A 19,442-nucleotide genomic window follows, 5' to 3' on the forward strand; every position below is an offset into this window, starting at 1 on the left:
CTTCTGGTTCGACGTCCGAACTGGCGGTGCGCGGTAATGTTCCGCCGCCGCGAGCAAGCAGGAAGGCATCGCCATCCCATAACCGAAACGGCTTCTCGCCATTGATGACGACCCGCAATTGGTGAGCTTCGGCCAGACGACTGATATCGGCGCGGTCCAAAAAAAGCGATCCGCGATAAGAATAGTTCAGCAGGGCCAGCCACCCCGGCTGTCTCAGAACGCGTGCAATCTCCTCGAAATGCCGCTCAGCCATGCCGGCCAGAACGAGATAAGGAAAGCAGTCGACCGCCAGCACGCAATCGAAACTGTTGTCGTCGAATTCGGTCAAGTCGAGACCGGAGGTTCGCCGCACCTCGACATTGCCCAGCGCGGCGCACCGCTCAGAGGCGATGGAGATCATCCGCGAGGATATGTCGATGCCGACCATCCGGTTGAAGGAGTTGGAAAGCGCACCTTCGAAACGGCCGATGCCGCAACCAATGTCCAGGACGTCCCGGCCGGTGCCGGTGAAATCCTGCTCTTTGAGCCATGCAGCGATTTCATCGGTGGTGCCTGACAGCCTGTCCTCATCGCCGAGGGATGCGAGTTGGACGCTTGCTGTTCCCGAAATCGCTGCCGCCGCATCGAAGCTCGATGCCAATCGCGTGACGACAGCGGCATCTGTCTCGTCCTCGTCGCGTGCGTGCCGAACGGCCGCGCCCGTGGCCCGTAACAAGGCGAATGCGCTTGGATTGCGGCGAAGCAGCCCGGCTACCTCTTGCAGTCTTTCCGCGTATTGAGGAACCGACGGGATGATATCCAGCACGATCTCCGCCAATTCCGCCGCCCCGATCCTCGTCTGTAGGTAAAGCGCCAGCCTGGCGATGACGGCTTCGGCGCAAACGCCATCCTTCATGCAGTCTTCGACGGCCGATCTCATCGCTGTCCGGCGCTGGGCCGATTTTGGGCCGGTCGCGATCATGGTATCAATTCCGCGTCCAGACCCTGCGCATCGTCCACCTGTCGATGGCGCCCCAGCCATATTTGTAGGCTTCCTGACCGCGCAGGAAATCGAACTCATGCGCCCCCTCGCGGATCGACTCCTCGATCGCGTGGCCGATCAGGATCGCGCCTGGACTCTCTTCGGCATAAGCAGGGTCGAAGCCCCCGAGATAGGCATAGGCGCGACCGCGATGATGAAAGCCGTAATAGACGCCGACGGTTCTGCCGTCGATTGCGAGCAGCCAGCACCGGGCAAGGCCACGAGCGTCGAGCAAGGGAAGCGAGTGCCTGTGGAATTGCTTTACGGCGACGTCGGCCAACACACCACCTCCGCGTCCGGCCCAGCGCGCGTCGTGAAGGCGGATCAACTGATCGAGGAAGGTTTTGGGTTCGCCGCGTGCCGACGACAACGCGGTCCGGCCGCGCCTGGCTGCGGCCTGTCGCGCCCGTCGCAACTGGCGCCTTCGTCGGGAGGGCACACAGCCCGCAAGGGTTTCGTCGCCGGCGATAGCGAGCACGGGGCAAACGCCATGAAGGCCTGGCCGCCCGGCCTTCAGGTCGGGATAGATCATGGCAAGACCGGCAGCGTCTTGCGGCAAATCCGACAAGACCCATTGCGACCATTCAACCGAGAGGATCTTTTCAGCAATTGCGGCTGCGACCAGGGCTTCGGTGCCGGGAACACACAGGATGTCCAGATAGTCGCTGAGCGAAATCCCGACCGGAAGCAATTTCGAGCCCACGGCCCCGTGCTCGAGATAGAGGGGCGCCAGTCCCAACAGATCGCCTCCGTGCCAGACCGCGACCGTCGCCAGGTCGCCCGGCGCGAATGTACGCCACCATGGCACCAGCCAGGCGGGAGATTGAAACGGCGTCGCGGAAGAACTCTGCTCCCACAGTTTCCACCAGTGCGGCGCGAGGCTATCGAATTGCGCCGGATCATCGATGATCTCGCTACGCAGCACAGGCTCGCTCACGGTGTGGTGGCGAGGCGCGCGGCATCGGTGCCAAGTCGCGCCAGTGCTTGATAGGCATCCATGTAGGACGAGATCATTCGTTGCAGCGAAAACCGCCGCCGCGCCTCGGTCCGGCATGCCTCGGCGTCCAGGCTGGGTGCCGCAATGATGGCTTGGGCCATCTCGTCGATAGAGTTGACGAGAAAGCCGGTCCTGCCATGCTCGATCACATCGGGAAGCGCGCCATTTGGAAAAGCCACGACCGGCGTGCCGCAGGCCAGTGCCTCCATGGCGACAAGTGAACTGGTTTCGGCGGCAAGGCTCGGGATGACCAGACAGCGCGCTGCGTTGAGAAAGCGTCGCTTGGCGGTGAAACCGATCGGACCAAGGAAGCGGCGGCGGCCATCGAGTCGAGGTTGGACCTCGTCGCGAAAGTACCGCGTGTGCATTTCGTAGGGATAGACCTTGCCGCCGACAACCAGTGGCACACCCGCCCGTTTGGCTGCCTCCAGCGCCAGGTGAATGCCCTTTTCCGGGCAGACCCGGCTCAGAACCAGTGCAAAGTCGCGCTTAGCTAGCGGCAGACTGAGCGCCTCTATGTCGACGCCATTCGGAATTGGCGCCGCCAGCCTGGCGCCGGGAGGCGCGGTTTTCTGCTGGGCAGCCGAGACGGCGTGGAGCCACAGGTCGTCGCGCGTCGGGCGCAGTGCCTCGGCCGGATACCAGTCCAATGGCAAGTGAAGGGTCACCAACGTCGGGCCATCGGCTGGCAGGTAGGCGTCGAAGTCGATGCCATGCAGATGAACCACGTCGATCGGCCAAGTGGCGCGGGCCGTGGCGATCGCGGTCCGATGAGCCTGCTGCGCGCGGCCCTTTGCCGCTTCGTCGAGCACGCCGCGTTCCGCCGGTGTTTCCAGAAGGGTGCCGCTCGCGCTGGAACCCCGGCAGCCGACGACGACAGACCGGTGACCCGCGTGAACCAGTGCCCGATCGAGCATCGACAGGACCTGCTCGGCACCTCCGACCGCGTCCGGTCCCACAGGCGCGAGGGGATAGGCGACATTGAGGACGGTAAGCGTCATGGCCGGCCGAGCGATTGTGAGGGATGGGCGAGGGCGCTTGCGACCGGCCGCATGTCCTCGAAGCTCGAAGGCAGTGAATTGCGGCGAATTGCGTGGCAACCGCGGGCCACGATTTCCGTCAGCGCATCCGTTGATCGCGGACCGGATCGCATGAGAGCCTCACGCCGCCGAGGCCCGCTGCGTCGGAAGCGAGTCGGACGTCATGCTGGGCGCGTAGCGGCGGACCATCGATGCGCAGAATTCAGCGAATTCCTCGGGCACCAGTGGAGGGCTGGTGTGGTGAGGCATCATTCCACGATGTTCCGGCGTGAAGCAGAAGGTGACCGTGACATCGAAAGGGGCGAGGGCTTCCATCTGTCGGTCGAACCAGTCCAACGCATTCGGCCTGAAGCTGTCGGCCCAGGAAAGCCCCGTGCGCACGTTGGTGACGCCGAGCCGCTTCATCCATGCGACGGCGTCGTCCAGCCGGGGGTCCTCGAAATGAAACCACTGTACCAGCCCCATTGCAGGTGTGTGGCGCAGGAATTCTTCTATCGCCGGCTTCGGCGTACCGTCCTGGCGCAGCAGCCCCATGTGGAAATGACGATAATAGGAGGAGCCCTCCGCTTCGCGATGCCGCGTCGTTGCCCCCCATTCGCGCGGAAGGTCGTAGAGGCTATACCACTGAATTCGTGGTGCGTTGCCGAGCAGCAATTCGGCGGTGCGCTTGAGGCCCCAGACCTGTATTTCCTCGGCCCCGAAGGTCGATATGCCGACTTCGCTGACCCAGATGGGAAGATCGGTGACGGTTGCGATCTCGCCGATCCTCTGCGGCCATTCCTGAATTTGCCACAAGTTCCAGTCAAGAGGAAAGCCGTGTACCGCAACGGCGTCGACGTGGTCCAGTACGCCGAATCCCTTCATGTGTGCGATAAAGTCGGGGTCTATTGGCGAGATGCCGCCAAGCACCTTTGCCAGGGTCGGGTTCTCGGATGCGATCGCATCCGCCGACAGAATTGCCATCCTGGCAAAGCGGCTCCAATCGGGGTCGAGCTCGGGGTCCCAGTGCGATTTGTTGTTGGGCTCGTTCCAGATCATCGCGGCTTCAATCATGGAGCTTTCCTTTCGAAGGGTAAATTGCGCCGCCGCCGGCCGGATCGCCGGCCGCGCGACAGAAATAGACCTCCTGTTCGGGATGCAGAACGATCTCGAAACCCGCGCTGCGCAGCATCGCCTCGGTGCAGGCCCGGTTGGGTATCCACCAGTTGGTCGGATCATCCGCGTAGCGTTGCTCTACGAAATGCAGCTTGGGAAATTCTGGCCGGTCGAACAGATCATGCATCCAGAAGGGATAATTCTCTTCCAGCTCCAACAGATCCGCGCTGCCGCGTTGCATGGACTGAAAAATCATCATGTCGCCGGCGACGTGCTCGCGGATTAAGTCGAGCGCGAGCAAGGGGTGGCGCAGATGGTAAAGCACCCCCATGAACAGCACGACGTCGAATGTCTCGCGCAGGGCACCAACGTCGTAGACCGATAGCTTCTGGAATTCGATCTCGCAATCCGCGATCTCGGCCGCAAAGCGGGCCTGCGCCAGATAGCCCTCGTCGAAATCGATGCCGAGGACACGGGCGGCGCCTCGCCGTTTCATCTCGATTGAATAGAAGCCGGCATTGCAGCCGATGTCCAGCACGGTCTTGCCGGCCAGATCGGCAGGTATGGCGTCAGCGAATTTGAGCCATTTGATCAGGGGGTAATTGCCGAGAAAGTGGTCGGGTGCAGTTTCGACGCCGGCCAGTTCCATGTTGTGGAACCATGGGCCGAGCGCGTCGATGCGTCGTCGGATTTCGGCTTGGGAATGCAACATGGTCAGCCTCCTTCGCCCGGGACAACGGGAACATGCGAGTGCGTGCCGGGCATGATCGCGGCGGGCTGGTGAGGGGCGGATGGGACGCCGTCTTCAAGCAACCGTAGGGCTGTGCGATAGCCGTTGAAGGTACCGACATCGACATAAGCGGACCCAGCCTTGACACCGTGGGCCACACCGCCGGCCGCAAGGTAGGCGTTGATCAATGTGCCGATGTATTCGTCACGGCGGTCCCGCTCGCGCCACAGTACCGCAAGCCGATGCAGGATATGACCGGGCATCTTGAACGCGCCCCAAACCCAGTTCGTGGAGGCATCCTGTCGCTTGACCTGGATTTCGATCACGCGCTCGTCGTCCTCGGTGCAGACGGCGTCGAAGAATTCCGGGCGGTCAACGGGGAAGAGCAGAAATGAAAGCTGATCGTCGGGCAAATGACAGAAACCGTCCTCGGGAAACCAGATCGTATCTGGAAGACCGACCAGGACGACCTCGTCTGACGCCACGAGGGGCACTGCCCGGAAAATCGCATCGCAGAGGCCGACGGGGTTGGGCTGCACCACAAAGAGGGCCGTCGCGTCGCCGTAGCCGGCTGCGTAGTATTCCAGAATGTCGGATTTGCCCGATCCGATGATGAAGCAGATCTTGTCGACGCCGGCCTTCACCATGCGCCGCACCAGATACTCGCTTACTGCGCAGGGACGTTCGGTCTGGCCGTCGATCCGGCTGCCAACCGGCAGCAGCTCCTTCGAGAAACCGAGCGGTTGAATGCGGCTGCCACGTCCGGCAGCGGGCACAATGCCCAACATCAGACTGCTTCCTCCATCGGTTCGCCGACCGGATTTTGCGAGGCGTCGACCAGGATTTTATCCAGTTCCGCTGCACGCTTGGCGGAAGTGTGCTCGCTCAAGACCCGCTCGCGGGCACGCCTTCGGATGCCGTCGAGTTCAAGCTCCGGCAATTGCAGCGCGGCGACCACATCATCCGTGTCATGCGCCAGCAGGACTTCGCGGCCGGGTTCGAAGAAGTCCGCGAGGCCTGGCCATGCATCGGTAACGATGGCAGCCCCACACGCAGCCGCTTCGAAGAGCCGTCCCGACGGGCACCAGCCTTTTTGCGCCATCGCTTTCCGCGTGACGTTGAGCGTCAGCCGCGACGATGAGAAGAACGCCGGATGGTCGGCGGGCGGCAGATGCCTGACGAAGAAGATGTTGTCGCTCCACGGGAATTCCTGCGGATATTGCGCGCCGCCAATGATGAAGCGCTGATCAGGCAGGCGCATGGCCGGGCGGACCAGCAGCTTTTCGACGCCAGCCTGGCGATCTGCCGCGTAGGTCCCGAGATATGACAGATCGCCGGCGAATTCGGCCCGCTTCTCTGCCGGCCGGTGCCTGTCCGGATCGACATGCCCATAGAGCGGCATTACGTGACGCGCACCCAGAACCGTCTTCAGCGCCTCGATCGCCGAGCCGCCGGTGTAGCTCAGGACGAGATGGTAATCGGCAAGGCCCTCTGGTCCGAAATAGGGCGGACGCTCGCCGTGCTCGACGCGGGCAAGCGTGACTGGAGTGTCGAGATCGTAGAAGACGCGCAGCCCGCGACTTGCCTGCTGGGCAAGGCGGGAAGCTTCGACGGCGTCGGGGCAGTAGGAGGTGACGACAACGACATCCGCTTGCTTCATTGCCCGTTCCGCGACGCGGCGAATGTCCTCCCAGTCCGGATAGATGACGACGTTGCCGCCGTCGAGCTGATCCAGATCGCGGGTCCCGGCATAGTAGGGAGTGTCGCGTTCGAAAAAGGTGATGGACCAGCCCAGCCGGGCGAGGGCGCGGATCAGCCCGCGCCATAACGTGGCATGGCCGTTCCCCCATGAAGATGTAACGGTGAGACCGAAAATGACCATCCGCATGGGGAATTTCCTCGTCAGGCAACTTCATTCATTCGCAGGAGCTTTGAGCCCCAGTCGCCCGACACGATCGTCGTGATCGAGGCGGGATCTATGTCGAAGCGAAAGCAATCGCCGACTGACAAGCCGAGCACCTTGCAGACGGCGGCCTTGATAACGTCGGCATGGCTGATCAGGGCGATGCATTGGTTCTGACGCAGCTCGCGGACGTCGTTCATCAGCGAGACGATGCGCTGCTGGACATCCAGCATGGTCTCGCCGCTCGGTGTCCTTGCCTCCTGCCGCTGGTCGTTCCACGCCCGCCAACCGGCGTCGTCATTCAATTCATCGAAGGTCTTTCCAGACCAGTCGCCGAAGTCGATTTCGTCGAGTTCGGCGCGGATCGCGATTTCACCGACACCGCAGGCGAGAGCAACCGGTAGCGCCGTCTCCTGCGTGCGCTCGCGTGGGCTGCACAAGACGGCGGCGATTGTCTCTCGGGCCATGCGCCCGCCAAGGTGCTCTGCTTGAGCTTTTCCGGTCTCGCCAAGGCAAACGCCGGCCATGCGCCCGGCAAGATAAGAGCCGACATTGTCGTGCGCAGCATGGCGGATCAAGAAGAACGTCGTCGTCATTCCGCGGCATCCAGCAAAGGCTCGTCCTTGCCGGCGATGAAAGCGAGCGTCCGCTGTCGGGCTTCGGCGTCGGTGAACTGTTCGGGAGGTGACTTCATGAAGTAGCTGCAAGGACCCGTGAGCGCTCCGGCGATGCCGCGGTCGAGCGCCAGCTTGGCGCAACGCACCGCGTCGATCACCACGCCGGCTGAATTGGGCGAATCCCACACTTCCAGCTTGAGCTCGGCATTAAGCGGCACGCCGCCGAAGGTCGTGCCTTCGACACGGATGTACGCCCATTTGCGGTCGGTGAGCCAAGGCACATGGTCGCTGGGTCCCACATGGATGTTGCCGGGCTCCAGGGGAACATCCAGCTGGCTGGTCACCGCTTGCGTCTTGGAGATCTTCTTCGATTCCAGCCGCTCACGTTCCAACATGTTAAGAAAGTCGGTGTTGCCGCCGAAATTCAGCTGATAAGTGCGATCGATGCGCACGCCGCGCTCGCGAAAGACATTAGCCAGCAGCCGGTGCACGATCGTCGCGCCGACCTGGCTCTTGATGTCGTCGCCTACCAGTGGCAGCCCGCGTTGCTCGAAGCGCCGCCGCCATTCCGGACGCGAGGCGATGAAAACCGGTATGCAGTTGACGAAGGCGCAGCCGGCCTCGAGCGCGCATTCAGCATAGAAGTGCGTCGCCTCCTCCGAACCCACCGGCAGGTAGGAGACCAGCACATCGGCTCCGCTGTCGCGCAAGATCCCGCTGACGTTGGCAACCGGCTCTGGCGCCTCTTCGATCTCGTTGCGCAGATATTTGCCGATCCCGTCGAGCGTCGGCCCGCGCTCGACGCGAACACCGGTCGTCGGTGCGTCGGCAAAACGGAATGTGTTGTTCGGGGCGGCGTAGATCGCCTCCGCGACGTCGCGACCAACCTTGCTCTTGGCGACATCGAATGCACAGACAATTTCGATGTCGTCGACGTGATAGCCACCGAGATCGACATGCATCAGGCCCGGGACCGGTTCATTGCTTTTCGCATCACGATAATAGGAGAGACCCTGCACCAAGGACGACGCGCAATTGCCGACTCCAACGATGCCAACACGAATCTTTTTCGATCCCACGAAACTGCCGCCCTATGCTGTTCAAAGGTAAGTTCCTTGCGCCGAACCGCCACCCTGCCGGAATGTTCCCTTGCTCGACTGAAAAATTGTGACCACAAGCGGACCGAGAGTGCACGACAGCTTAAGGAGGGAGCGACCCGAGCGCATGTCTCGCGGCACCACGCTGGATCAGCACGGCTGCCCAGACAGAGACTGCCGCGGAGTTCACGCGCTATCTGGCCCGGATCACGCCAGGGCGTGGCCCATCAATCCAGCCTTCGCAGCATGTCTGCTTCCTGCTCGAGAATAGCGGCCACTTCTTCCCGCTGCAGATGCGTCATCATCAGGCTGACGCAGCACTCCAGATAGGTGATCGAGGCTCGCCGCAAATAAGCAGCCATTTCCCGTTCCGCCATCTTGTCGATATCCGTCGCGGATCGCTTGGGTTGCATGACGTCCTCCATATCTGGTCCTGTCGTCAAACCACAAGCTGGAGCGGATGTTCCCGCGGTTCGATGGGCAGAGGCCGCGGTGCCGGCTATCAGGCAGGGAGGTTCTGCAGCCCGCCTGACATAGCCCTCGCCCTTGTGGCGCGACCGGGTATTTCATCGCCGATCTGGCCGCCTTCGAGCGAAGCGAAATAGTCGATCGTCCGCGCGAGCCCCTGGTTGAGAGGCACTCTCGGCGTCCAGCCGAGCAGTTCTTTCGCGCGCGATATGTCAGGCTGCCTACGTCGAGGATCGTCCTGCGGCAGCGGCAGAAACGTCATGTCCGACTTGGTGCCGGTCATCGCCTTCACCAATGCCGCCAGCTGCATAATGGTGAATTCTCCGGGATTGCCCAGGTTGATCGGCTTTCCCGGATTCGGAGCGATATCCATCAGACGCATCAACCCATCGATCAGATCGGAGACGTAGCAGAAAGATCGCGTCTGCAAGCCGTCGCCGAAGATCGTCAGCGGGCGCTTCTCCAAGGCCTGCATGATGAGGTTCGAGACGATGCGGCCGTCCGCCGGGTCCATTCTCGGCCCGTAGGTATTGAAGATACGTGCGACACGAGCATCGGCGTTGGCGGCTCTCAGATAGTCGAAGCAAAGTGTTTCGGCAGTGCGCTTGCCCTCGTCGTAGCAGGCGCGTGGGCCGATGCAGTTCACGTGGCCGACATAATCCTCCCTCTGCGGATGTTGTTCCGGATCGCCATACACTTCACTCGTGGAGGCCTGCAGCAATCGGGCATCCTTGCGGGCGGCGAGTTCAAGCAGGTTCAACGTTCCGATGACGCAGGTTCGTGTGGTGTGGATCGGATCGGCCTGGTAACGCGGCGGTGACGCGGCGCATGCCAGGTTGAAGATGCGGTCCACCGGCTCACCAAGGTGCAACGGACGGCAGATATCCTGCTCGATCAACCGGAAACCCGGATGGTCCATGATCGCGTTGATGTTCTCCATGCGCCCGGTGAGAAAATTGTCGGCGCAGATCACGCGCCAGTCATCGCGTAACAATGCTTCGCAAAGATGCGATCCGAGGAAGCCCGCGCCACCGGCAACGAGCACCGTCTTTGCCCTTGGCGCTTTTTTTGTTTGTCGCATCGCGATTTTCTCCTGTCTGCCGGTCATGCTGCACTTCCGATATTGAGATCGAGGACCACCGTCCCTTTTTGCGTAAGCGCCGTGATGAATTCGCGAGCCCTGGCCACACCGGTGTGGGAGGCAAGGACGAGTTCGCGTGCCCGGTCTGCCATGGCGAGACGTGTACGAGCCGATTCCCGGGACAGAATCGCGACGACATCATCCGACTTCTTGGCGGTGTGGATCGTCGATGCGGGAAAGAAACTGTCGAGGCCTGGCGAGCGATCGCTGATGATCGGCGTGCCGCAAGCGGCGGCCTCGAAAAGTCGCACGCTGGGCGACCATCCCGCGGCAATCATGGAACTGCGTGTGACGTTCAGCGTATAGCGCTGACGGCTGTAGAATGCGGCGTGATCGGCCGGCGGCAAATGTTCGATCCGCTCGACGTTGTCGGGCCAGTCGAGGTCGGAGGGATATTGCGAGCCGGCCACCACGAAACGCCGATCCGGCATGCGATGTGCAGGCTCGAGCAGGAGCGCATTCAGCGTGGCCTGTCGGTCCATGCTGTAGGTGCCGAGATAGCCGAGATCCCAGCGGATCGAATCCGCGGTGCGGTAATGCCGTTCCGGATCGACCGAACAGTAGAGCGGCTCGGCGCGACGCGCACCGAAGGTCTGCGCCAGATCGGTAAGCACTGGCCCGCCGGCGAAAGAGAAATAGATGTCGAAGTAGGGGATCTGGCGCCAGCTCAAATAGTCGCAATCGTCCGCCGACAGCTTCGCCAGAGTCACAGGCGTGTCGATGTCGTAAAAGCAGAATTGTCCCTTGCAAAGTGAAGCGACGATGTCGATGACTGCGCGCCCTTCCGGCACGAAAGAACCGATGACCACGACGTCGGCCTCTTGCAGGCACCGTGCGTAGTCGCGTTGCAGTTCCTGTACGGTATCGTAATAGCGCAAGGAGCAGAAATCCGGATCGCGCAAATCGCGGTGATTGGCGTACCACGGCACATCGCGCTCCAGAAAAGTAACGCGGTGGCCGAGATCGTGAAGGCCCTTCAGCAGACCTCGAAAGGTGGTGGCGTGGCCGTTTCCCCAGGACGAGGACAGCGACAGGCCGAGAAAAACGATATTCAACTGCGTGGTCACTCAGCTGCCTCCACGGTCCCATGCGTCAAATGCCGTTTGAAGACTTCATCAGCCACGGTCGCCCGCAACGCGTAGGTATGGTCGGCGAGAACGCGGCGAAGTGCGGCCTGGCCGATTGCCTTTGCCCGACCAGGGGTCAGCGCCCGCATGATTTCGGCGACATCGCCACCGTCGCGCGCCACAAGGATTTCCTCGCCGGGTTTCAGGAACAGATCCACGCCCAACCACGAATCGGTGATAAGGCAGGCGCCGGCGCCTGCCGCCTCGAAGACACGCGTGGCCGGTGAAAAACCATTGGCCGCCATGCTGTCGCGGCTGATATTCAGCACGGCCTTTGGCGTCACATTGAAGGCGTTGTGATCGCGGGTCCCGACATGGCCGAGCCAGTCGACATTGGCGGGGAGCCGCTTGTCGCCCCAGCCCGATCCGCCGAGCAGAAACCGTTGTCGCGGCAGCTGGCTCGCGGGATCGAGGAAGAAGGATCCCACACGTGCTTCACGATCCGGCAGCCTGTTGCCGAGGAATGCCAGATCGCAGGCAAAGCGGGCATTGCCGGCGACCGGGTGATGCGTTTCTGGATCGAGCGCGTTATAGATCGGCACGCACTCGTTTGCGCCCATGGCACGATAGGCCCAAACGACAGGATCGCCGCCGCCATACGTCAATACGAGGTCGATTTCCTGCAGCGCGTGATGCAGCGGGTGGTCCGGCTCCCCGCGCAACTGGGCGAGCGTGGCCGGTGCATCCACGTCCCAGAATACCGTGAGCGCATCGCTGCGGGCGTGGTCCAGGACGGCGCGCAGCAGCGCCTCGTCCTCGAAACCGACGCCGCTCGCCTTGACGACGATGTCGGCCTCGGCCGCACGCGCCGCCACCTGTATCAGGGCATGCCCGGTCGCCTCGTAAACGACGACGGTGCACCATTCCGGCGCCTCGATGTCCCGGTTCTTCTGCCTGTCATAGACGTCGGGCTCGTAGAAGGTGATTTCGTAGCCCAGTTGGGAAAGCGCCTTCAGCAAGCCACGGTAATAGGTCGCGGCACCGTTCCAATAGGACGACAAAAGGCTCGATCCATAGAATGCGATCTTCATGCGGCGGCTTCCTTTGCGGCGGTCGGGTGAGCGGTGTGCCGATTCGTGCATTGCGACAGCACGTCGAACAACTCGTTGACGCGGTGCCGGCAGGTGTGTCGCGAACGGATGGTCTCAAGACCCGAGGCCACCAGGGAGGTTGCGAAATCGGAATCGGCCAGCACCGCCTGAATGTGTTGCCGCATTTGGATGCCATCCTCGGCAAACAGGAAGTCGACGCCGGGTCTGAAAAGCTGCTCGACATCCGACCATGGCGCTGAAATCAGCGGGATGCCGCAGGCGAGTGCCTCGAACATGCGGATCGTTGGAATACCGGGCAGGCTTTCACGGTAGGGGCGCCGCGGAATGTGCACCGTGACACGATGCGCGGCAAACGCTTTGGGCACTTCGGCGTTGGCGATCCACCCTTCGTAGCACAGGCCACCGGCGGCCAGGTCGGCAAGTGCCGGCTTGGGATAGCGCACACCGTGAACAGTGGCCTCAAGGCCGAGATCGCGCACCGGTTCGATCAGAAACTCCCTGAGTTCGGCGGTCCGTTCGTCGTCGCCCCAGTTTCCGATCCAGACCAGATCGGACGTGCGGTGGATCTCCGGGTGGGGCTTGAACAGGCGATCGTCCGCCGCTTCATGCCAGGTGAAGACACGCTTGCCCCAGCCGGCGCGCAGATAGCTCTCGCGCAGCGCTTCGCCAAAGGCGAGAACGCCGTCATAATGCTCCAGACGGAGCGCCGAGATTGCTTCGGCGGCCGACACGGCCCGGTGATGAGTGTCGTGAAACAGAAGGATGAAGTTGCCGCCACCGGCCCGGACACGGCCTATACGAGCGACAAGCTGCGGGTCGGTCCATTCGTGGACGATCACCACGTCGGCCTCGGCGATCCAGGCTTCGTGGTCGAACCCGGCATCATAGGTCACCGGCATCAATTCGGGGAAATCCTTGCGGAAACGTTCGATCGCGTAGGATCCCTTCTCGGCCAGCAGGCTCGACCGGCTCCAACCGTCCGCCGGCTCCAGAGCAATGGCCTGATGCCGGCGGGCTACCAACTCCCGCATGACGCCCCGAAGGAAATGGGCATTGCCGTGGTTCCAGTCTGAGACGAGGGAGTGGGTGTAGAACAGGAAGCGCATGATCAGCGCTCAGCCACGGCCAGCGCCGCCTTTTCGTAGACATCGCGCATGGCCACTGCCTGCCTCGCCAGCGTGTACCTGCGGCTGCGGCGGAGGGCTGCCTGACCGAGTTCCCCCCTGTGCCCGGCATCGCTAGAAAGGCGATTGATGCAGGCAGCCAGATCATGCGGGTCGCGCGCGTCGAAGAACATCGCGGCCCCGTCCCATAATTCGCGATAGGTCGGGATGTCCGAGAGCACCAGGGGCGTTGCCGACATAGCCGCTTCCAGCGCCGCCAGGCCGAACGGTTCGTAGAGCGATGGCGATACAAAAATGCCGGCGCGGGCCATCAAGGAGCGCACCTCGTCATACGGCAGTGCCCCGAGAGGAACGGCGTGGTCGACGGTGGCACGCTCGCCGTTCGGGCCGTGCATCGAACCGGCTGTAAAGATGGGCCATTGCGTCAAGGAGGCGGCCTGGTCGACCGCCGCCACGTTCTTTCCCTCGTCCCACCAGCGGGCGGCGGCGAAGACCAGCGGCTGGCGGTGTTCGACGTGCGGGACCGGACGTGCGCCATTTCCGACGACGTGGAGGCGTGCGATCGGGCCATAGCACGTCTCAAGCAACTGGGCATGACTGCCGCTCGGCGCGATGACCGCATCGGCCCTTTCGAAGCCGCGCCTGTTGCACTCTTTCTGCCAGCTCCATGCGCTGTCCAACGCCTGTCCCCTGACGGAATGGAACCATGTCGTTACGCATGAATGCGAAACGACTATGACTGGGCAGGGCGCATCCAATCCCACCGCCTCCGTCGGCGCGTTGAGGTGCACGAGGTCGATGGCATGGTCACGCATCGGCGCACGCAACTCCCGCGGCAAGCCGTCCAGATCGCCGGCGTCGCGGGTCATCCAATCGAGCGGCGTGTTCAACCAGATCAGCGTTGCGAAGGTCCGCGCCTCCTCGGCCTGCTGCCTGGATGGTTGCGGCCCCAGACCGGCGAACACGATGCTGTCGCCGCCATTGACCAGTTCCCGGCCGAGGTCAAGCGCATAGCGCCATACTCCGCCCATGGCGTCGACCGTCATCAGGATGCGCCGTTTGCGCGGCCTCAGTGTCCGCAACATGCCGCCTCCAGTTCCGCCAGCGGACGCGGACGCTTCTCCTGGATGTCGCTGAACTTCTGGAACGATGTGAGATAATGGTCATGGGCGCGCTCCCAGGCGAGATCGTCGGGTTCGCCCCAAAGCTCGCGATAGCTGGGCGAACTCGGATATGGATAAAGCGGGACGGGTTCATTGGCCCACACGCCATTGTCGATCAGGTGGGTTCGCCAGTGATCGACAAGTGCCGGATCGTCCTCGACCACGCCGATCAGATTGGCCTGGACGAAGGGAACGTGGCGTCTGGCTTTGACAAGCAGCGCGGCAAGTTCCTCGGTGCCCAGCCGGCAGCGCTTGGCCAGCATGGCGCGCCCTTCCACCGTCAGGCTTTCGAGCCCGGCTTCGATGGATACGCAGCCGGCCGCGCCCAGCAATTCAAGCAGCTCGGGTTTCCAAAGATCGATGCGGGTCTGTACGCCGAATTTCACGTCGCGATCGACCAATGCCTCCAGCAACGCTTTTTGGGGGAGGAAGATTTCGTCGATGAAGTAGATGTAGCCGACACCTTGGGCGATCAGCCGATCGATTTCGCTCACCACCGCTTCGTGGCTGCGGCGGCGATAGGCATCGCGGAAATCGATCTTGGCGCAGAAGCTGCAACTGTACGGACAGCCGCGTGACGCCTCGACCTCCGCGCCGAACCCATGCTGTTGGTCATCGAACCTGTGATGGTGATGCGAATGGGCGGCGATCCAGTCGGATGGCCATTCCAGCGGCGGATGATCGACAAACGCACTGGCATGGACGCCGCCGTTCGAAACCAGTTTGGCGTCCCGCAGATAGGCGGTCGAGGGGACCAAGCTCCAATTGTCGCGCCCGGCAAGGTCGGCGACGACTTCCTCGCATTCGCCGCGCACGACAATGTCGACGCCTAGCTTGCGCAAGGTCGGCGCCGGCGTCGCCGAACCATGCGGCCCGACGGCGACCGTGCGTCCGCCGCGCCCGGCGAGACGATTGAGGAAATCGGCCGGCACGCGCAACTCCGGCGGTGCGCAGCGCCAAAACAGATAGGTCGGCGCGGTGCTGACGACCGTCATCGCAGGCGCGAAATCAGCCACACGTTCGTAGAGCCCTGAGTTGTCGAGCTTCTGCAACTGGCCGTCCAACAGCAGCACCTCATGGCCGGCCGCTTCGAGCAGGGCTTTGGAATAGCCGAGTTCCAGCGGCAGATGCGGTTGGCGGCAGCCGAAATAGATGCTGTCGTCATACGTCCAGGAGGGGTTGACCAGGGCTATTCTCATGCGACGCACCTCACGGCTTCGGAATGGGGCTCGAGCCGGTGGCGCTGCAGCCAGTCGGCGAGATGGCGAATGCCCTCGCGCCACGCGACGTGTGCCTTCCAGCCAAGCGCGGTCTCGATTTTGCGGGTATCGGCGACGAAGAAGGGCTGGTCGCCGGTCCGCTCTCCATCGTGGCGGATCGAAAGCTCACGGCCGGTCAGGCCGCCGATCTCGCTCAACAGCATACGCAGGCTGAGCGCATTTTCTGGTCCGCCGCCAAGATTGAATGCCTGGCCATTGGTGATGTCGATATGGTCCAGCACGGCCCTGTAGGCGGCGACCGCATCGGCGACGTACAGGATGTCGCGCACCTGCCTGCCGTCGCCATAGATGGTGATTGGCCGTCCCGCCAGGGCACTGAGCAGGAAGTGCGCCACCCAGCCCTGGTCCTCGGTTCCAAACTGGCGCGGACCGTAGATGCAACTCATCCGCAGCACCGCCGTCTGCATGCCGTATGATTTGGCATAATCGAGCACATACTGGTCCGCCGCGCCCTTGGAGCAGCCATAGGGGGTGCAGAAATCCAGACCTCGGGTCTCATCGATGCCGCCGGCCTGGATGGCGCTGTCGCAAGCTATGTAGCGGTCGCCGTCCTCGCGAACCGTGACATCGGGGAGGCTGCCATAGACCTTGTTGGTGCTGGCGAAAATCACCGGGATGCGCTCACCACTCAGTCGCGCCGCTTCCAGCACGTTGAACGTTCCCCGGAGGTTGATGTCGAAATCCTCGTCCGGCCGGACCAGGCTCGTGGTGACGGCCGTTTGCGCGGCCAGATGGAAGATCGCCCTGGATCTCATCAAAACGGGCGCCAGGGTATTGGCGTCCCGCACATCGACGGTTTCGACGGTAAGGCGGTCGCCATGTTTCCGGGCCAGCCATTCAAGGTTCTGTTCGACGCCGGGACGACTGAAATTGTCGACCACCAGCACTGGCTCGCCATCCGACAGCAGGCTGTCGGCCAGGTTTGATCCTATGAAGCCGCTGCCGCCGACGATGGCGACCGGCGCTTCGCGACGGTCGCGTGCGCCCGGGCTCATGACACCAACCCGCGATCTTCGAGCTCGCGCTTCATTTCGGCGCCGCGGTCGACAGCGACCGTGTTGCGTACCCAGGAGACGAAATCCCCGAGAGAATTCTCCAATCGGCGCCCCGGTTCGAAACCGAGCAGCTCACGTGCTTTGGAAATATCGGCGAAGCAGTTGCGTATGTCGCCGGAGCGCGCCTTGCCGAGCAGCTCGGGCGAACGGCTCGGGGTTCCCATGGCCTCGGCCAGCAAACGTGCGACTTCGCTGATCGCATAGGCCCGCCCGCTGCCGATGTTGATGACGTGGCCCTTTGCCTGACGTTGCTGCAGCGCAAGGCGGAAGGCGCGGGCGACGTCCTGCACATGAACGAAATCGCGCTTCTGTTCGCCATCCTCGAAGATCATCGGCCGTTGCCCATTGGCGAGACGTGAAGCGAAGTTGGCCAGCACGCCGGTATAGGGATTTGATAGCGCCTGGCCGGCTCCGAAAACATTGAACAGGCGCAGCGCGACCGCATCGATGCCGTACGCTTCGCCGAAGATCAGCACGGCGCGCTCCTGGGCGTATTTCGTCAGCGCATAGATCGAGGCGAGATCGACCGGCTTTTCCTCGTCCGTCGGCACCGGCGAAAGGGGTTCGCCTTCCGGCGACAGCGGATTCCACTGTCCGCTTTTGATATCGCTCGCCTTGCGCCGGGCGTTATTGATGCGCCGGCCGTGAGGCGTGACATAGAGGCCCTCGCCATAGACGCTCATCGAGGAGGCGACGACGATCCGCTCGACCGGGTGTTTGATCAACGCCTCGAGCAAGGTAGCCGTGCCGAGATCGTTGGTGCCGACATAACGCGTTATCTCGTACATCGATTGTCCGACGCCGACTTCCGACGCCAGATGAATGACCGCGTCGACGCCTTTCAGCGCTTCGGCGACGACCTCGCGGTCGCGGATGTCGCCCTTGAGCAGTTCGGCTCCGCGCGGAAGCGCGACCGCTTCGCCCGCATGCACCTGCTCCAGCAGGGCATCGAGAATGCGAACGGAATAATCCTGAGTGATGAGTTCTTGTGTGACGTGGCGGCCAATGAAGCCGCAGCCTCCTGTAACCAATATGCGTTTCACGACGACTCCTCGGACAAGTGACCTCGGCGCCCCGAACTTTTCGGCAAAAGGTTTGTTCCCTGTGCTTCAACAAAGTTCCCTTCGCGGGCGTCGGCGGAAGCGAGCGCATCGCCATCGGCCCATATGGTGGAACATTGGCGCCGCAATACTGTTAGGGCGCTCGAGGCCGCCATGACGCCGCTACGGCGAAGCCAATCATCAAGGGAGATTTCAATGTCGCAGTCTCAGACGACCACCAATCACGACGAAATTCGCAAATGGGCCGAGGAGCGGCAGGGCCGGCCGGCGGTGGTTCGCACCAAGGGCGAGGGCGGCATACTGCGGATCGACTTCGGCGAGCCCGAGGAAGCATTCGACCCCGTCGATTGGGACGAGTTCTTCCGGATATTCGACGAGAATGATCTGGCGTTCCTGTATCAGGCCAAGACCAGCGACGGAAAAGCCAGCCGCTTCAACAAATTCGTCGAGCGTGAGCGCAAGGGTTGAGAACGCCAGCCTGCGGGCGATCCAGCCGGACTCCAGAAAATCTTGGAATTCGCTGGAACAATCGACGGCTCCATTTGCAACCCCAAGGGAGCGACTTAGCCTCGGGCTCGGAGGATAAAATTCAATGCATGAGCTTTGCGCCGCGGGCTTTCGCCACCTCTCGCATGATGTCGTTGAGCCAGTTTTCAGTGGACTGGCCAAGCTGCCTTTGGTCGATGTCCCGGATGGCTTGCTCGAGTACTCTCTCGACGAGCCGGTCCGATGCGTTGACGTCTCCCAGCAGAAGACGCGCCGCGAGGCGCAGTTTGGGCAAAAGGCTAAAGACGTCTTCTGGCGAAGGGGGCAAGGCGATGTCCGCTTGTTCCGACCCCTGCGCTGGAAAAAGGGCGTTGAACACGGCCTTGCTGCCCGAGGATTTTCGCAAATTGCTGGCGTAGCGAAGACGTTCCGGAATGGCGATGTCGTTGTCGCCGCTGAAGAACACGAACGGGATGCCACGGTGCATCAACTTGTCCGCGATCGGAAACACGTGTCGGCCGTTGAGATTGATGTCAAGGATCGCAGCTTCGGCTTGGTCGGTATGTTCGGCCGCCTGCTCCACGGTTGCCGCGGGTCCGAGGATGATGGCGCCCATGTTGCCGAAAAACCGTGCGAGATCTCCCGCCATCGCCCATTCGTCTTCGACAATCAGAATATGCAATCCCCGCAGATCGCGCACGTCGTCATCCTTTCTTCGAAGGGAGTTTAGGATGCAGAGAAGCTGCTTTCCATTTTCTATCATCCAGAGCCGCCTGCAATCGTTTCGCAAGCACCAGCATGCGACCCGGGACGGGCCCTGCATCGAGGTACTTGATTAATTGAGGCGAACCTGGCGCCATAGGTGCCAGGAGCTTCAGGCCAGCAAAGCGTTTTGTCATTGAACCACCATGGATGTCGGGTTCAACGTCATTCGTGCTGCCTTGTTCCATTCTGCCTGCGCGCTATATGGTTGTGTCCTGTCCGA

The 19,442-nt window shown here is 62.3% G+C and carries 20 protein-coding genes and 1 pseudogene; 1 reads left to right on the forward strand and 20 read right to left on the reverse strand.

The features are described 5' to 3' along the window. Window positions 1-187: 187 nt before the first annotated feature. The 18 genes and pseudogenes from LB536_RS26180 to LB536_RS26265 form a co-directional block, all read right to left on the reverse strand. A pseudogene (locus tag LB536_RS26180) lies at window positions 188-1,060 on the reverse strand (class I SAM-dependent methyltransferase); the annotation flags it as partial. Then, on the reverse strand, window positions 966-1,958 hold the full coding sequence (locus tag LB536_RS26185) for a GNAT family N-acetyltransferase (RefSeq protein WP_224597703.1): 993 nt from the start codon (window positions 1,956-1,958) through the stop codon (window positions 966-968). The gene LB536_RS26185 and the pseudogene LB536_RS26180, both read right to left, overlap by 95 nt. Beyond that, entirely contained in the window at window positions 1,955-3,019 is a 1,065-nt protein-coding gene (locus tag LB536_RS26190) for a glycosyltransferase family 4 protein (protein ID WP_140764675.1), read from the reverse strand. The genes LB536_RS26185 and LB536_RS26190 overlap by 4 nt, the downstream gene beginning before the upstream one ends. A gap of 159 nt (window positions 3,020-3,178) precedes the next feature. Continuing rightward, a complete protein-coding gene (locus LB536_RS26195; RefSeq protein WP_224597706.1) occupies window positions 3,179-4,111 on the reverse strand; it encodes a beta-xylosidase in 933 nt (310 codons plus the stop codon). Next, a complete protein-coding gene (locus LB536_RS26200) occupies window positions 4,104-4,865 on the reverse strand; it encodes a TIGR04290 family methyltransferase (protein WP_140764681.1) in 762 nt (253 codons plus the stop codon). The genes LB536_RS26195 and LB536_RS26200 overlap by 8 nt, the downstream gene beginning before the upstream one ends. 2 nt (window positions 4,866-4,867) lie before the next feature. Further along, entirely contained in the window at window positions 4,868-5,671 is an 804-nt protein-coding gene (locus tag LB536_RS26205) for a sugar phosphate nucleotidyltransferase (protein WP_140764684.1), read from the reverse strand. Continuing rightward, window positions 5,671-6,771, reverse strand: coding sequence for a glycosyltransferase (locus tag LB536_RS26210; protein ID WP_224597709.1), 1,101 nt, complete (start codon window positions 6,769-6,771; stop codon window positions 5,671-5,673). The genes LB536_RS26205 and LB536_RS26210 overlap by 1 nt, the downstream gene beginning before the upstream one ends. Window positions 6,772-6,785: 14 nt before the next feature. Further along, window positions 6,786-7,382: a histidine phosphatase family protein gene (locus tag LB536_RS26215; protein ID WP_140764690.1), complete on the reverse strand. Its 597-nt coding sequence runs from the start codon at window positions 7,380-7,382 to the stop codon at window positions 6,786-6,788. Then, window positions 7,379-8,482, reverse strand: coding sequence for an inositol-3-phosphate synthase (locus tag LB536_RS26220; protein ID WP_140764693.1), 1,104 nt, complete (start codon window positions 8,480-8,482; stop codon window positions 7,379-7,381). The genes LB536_RS26215 and LB536_RS26220 overlap by 4 nt, the downstream gene beginning before the upstream one ends. A gap of 245 nt (window positions 8,483-8,727) precedes the next feature. Beyond that, window positions 8,728-8,925: a hypothetical protein gene (locus tag LB536_RS26225; protein WP_224597712.1), complete on the reverse strand. Its 198-nt coding sequence runs from the start codon at window positions 8,923-8,925 to the stop codon at window positions 8,728-8,730. 77 nt (window positions 8,926-9,002) lie between these two features. Beyond that, entirely contained in the window at window positions 9,003-10,049 is a 1,047-nt protein-coding gene (locus LB536_RS26230) for a UDP-glucuronic acid decarboxylase family protein (RefSeq protein WP_140764765.1), read from the reverse strand. Window positions 10,050-10,072: 23 nt separating this feature from the next. Beyond that, window positions 10,073-11,176 (reverse strand): glycosyltransferase, encoded by a 1,104-nt coding sequence (locus tag LB536_RS26235; protein WP_224597715.1) that lies wholly within the window; start codon window positions 11,174-11,176, stop codon window positions 10,073-10,075. Continuing rightward, a complete protein-coding gene (locus tag LB536_RS26240) occupies window positions 11,173-12,267 on the reverse strand; it encodes a glycosyltransferase (RefSeq protein WP_140764699.1) in 1,095 nt (364 codons plus the stop codon). Before LB536_RS26240 ends, LB536_RS26235 begins: the two co-directional genes overlap by 4 nt. Further along, window positions 12,264-13,394 (reverse strand): glycosyltransferase, encoded by a 1,131-nt coding sequence (locus LB536_RS26245; protein WP_224597717.1) that lies wholly within the window; start codon window positions 13,392-13,394, stop codon window positions 12,264-12,266. The genes LB536_RS26240 and LB536_RS26245 overlap by 4 nt, the downstream gene beginning before the upstream one ends. A gap of 2 nt (window positions 13,395-13,396) precedes the next feature. Beyond that, window positions 13,397-14,497 (reverse strand): glycosyltransferase family 4 protein, encoded by a 1,101-nt coding sequence (locus LB536_RS26250; RefSeq protein ID WP_224597719.1) that lies wholly within the window; start codon window positions 14,495-14,497, stop codon window positions 13,397-13,399. Continuing rightward, on the reverse strand, window positions 14,482-15,774 hold the full coding sequence (locus LB536_RS26255) for a TIGR04295 family B12-binding domain-containing radical SAM protein (RefSeq protein WP_140810113.1): 1,293 nt from the start codon (window positions 15,772-15,774) through the stop codon (window positions 14,482-14,484). Before LB536_RS26255 ends, LB536_RS26250 begins: the two co-directional genes overlap by 16 nt. Then, on the reverse strand, window positions 15,771-16,850 hold the full coding sequence (locus LB536_RS26260; protein WP_140764711.1) for an NAD-dependent epimerase/dehydratase family protein: 1,080 nt from the start codon (window positions 16,848-16,850) through the stop codon (window positions 15,771-15,773). Before LB536_RS26260 ends, LB536_RS26255 begins: the two co-directional genes overlap by 4 nt. Beyond that, complete coding sequence (locus LB536_RS26265) at window positions 16,847-17,953, reverse strand: NAD-dependent epimerase/dehydratase family protein (RefSeq protein WP_140764714.1); 1,107 nt, start codon at window positions 17,951-17,953, stop codon at window positions 16,847-16,849. The genes LB536_RS26260 and LB536_RS26265 overlap by 4 nt, the downstream gene beginning before the upstream one ends. A 213-nt stretch (window positions 17,954-18,166) precedes the next feature. Between LB536_RS26265 and LB536_RS26270 the strand changes: the two genes are divergently transcribed. Further along, complete coding sequence (locus LB536_RS26270) at window positions 18,167-18,439, forward strand: hypothetical protein (RefSeq protein WP_140764717.1); 273 nt, start codon at window positions 18,167-18,169, stop codon at window positions 18,437-18,439. A 121-nt stretch (window positions 18,440-18,560) separates the two neighbouring features. Here the strand turns inward: LB536_RS26270 and LB536_RS26275 are convergent, their stop codons facing one another. Further along, on the reverse strand, window positions 18,561-19,157 hold the full coding sequence (locus LB536_RS26275) for a response regulator (protein WP_224597721.1): 597 nt from the start codon (window positions 19,155-19,157) through the stop codon (window positions 18,561-18,563). 4 nt (window positions 19,158-19,161) lie between these two features. Continuing rightward, window positions 19,162-19,407 carry a hypothetical protein gene (locus LB536_RS26280; protein WP_181178808.1) on the reverse strand — a complete coding sequence of 82 codons (246 nt, stop codon included), beginning with the start codon at window positions 19,405-19,407 and terminating at the stop codon, window positions 19,162-19,164. Window positions 19,408-19,442: the final 35 nt, after the last annotated feature.

This window comes from Mesorhizobium sp. ES1-3, from assembly GCF_020164795.1.
Taxonomy (GTDB): Bacteria; Pseudomonadota; Alphaproteobacteria; order Rhizobiales; family Rhizobiaceae; genus Mesorhizobium.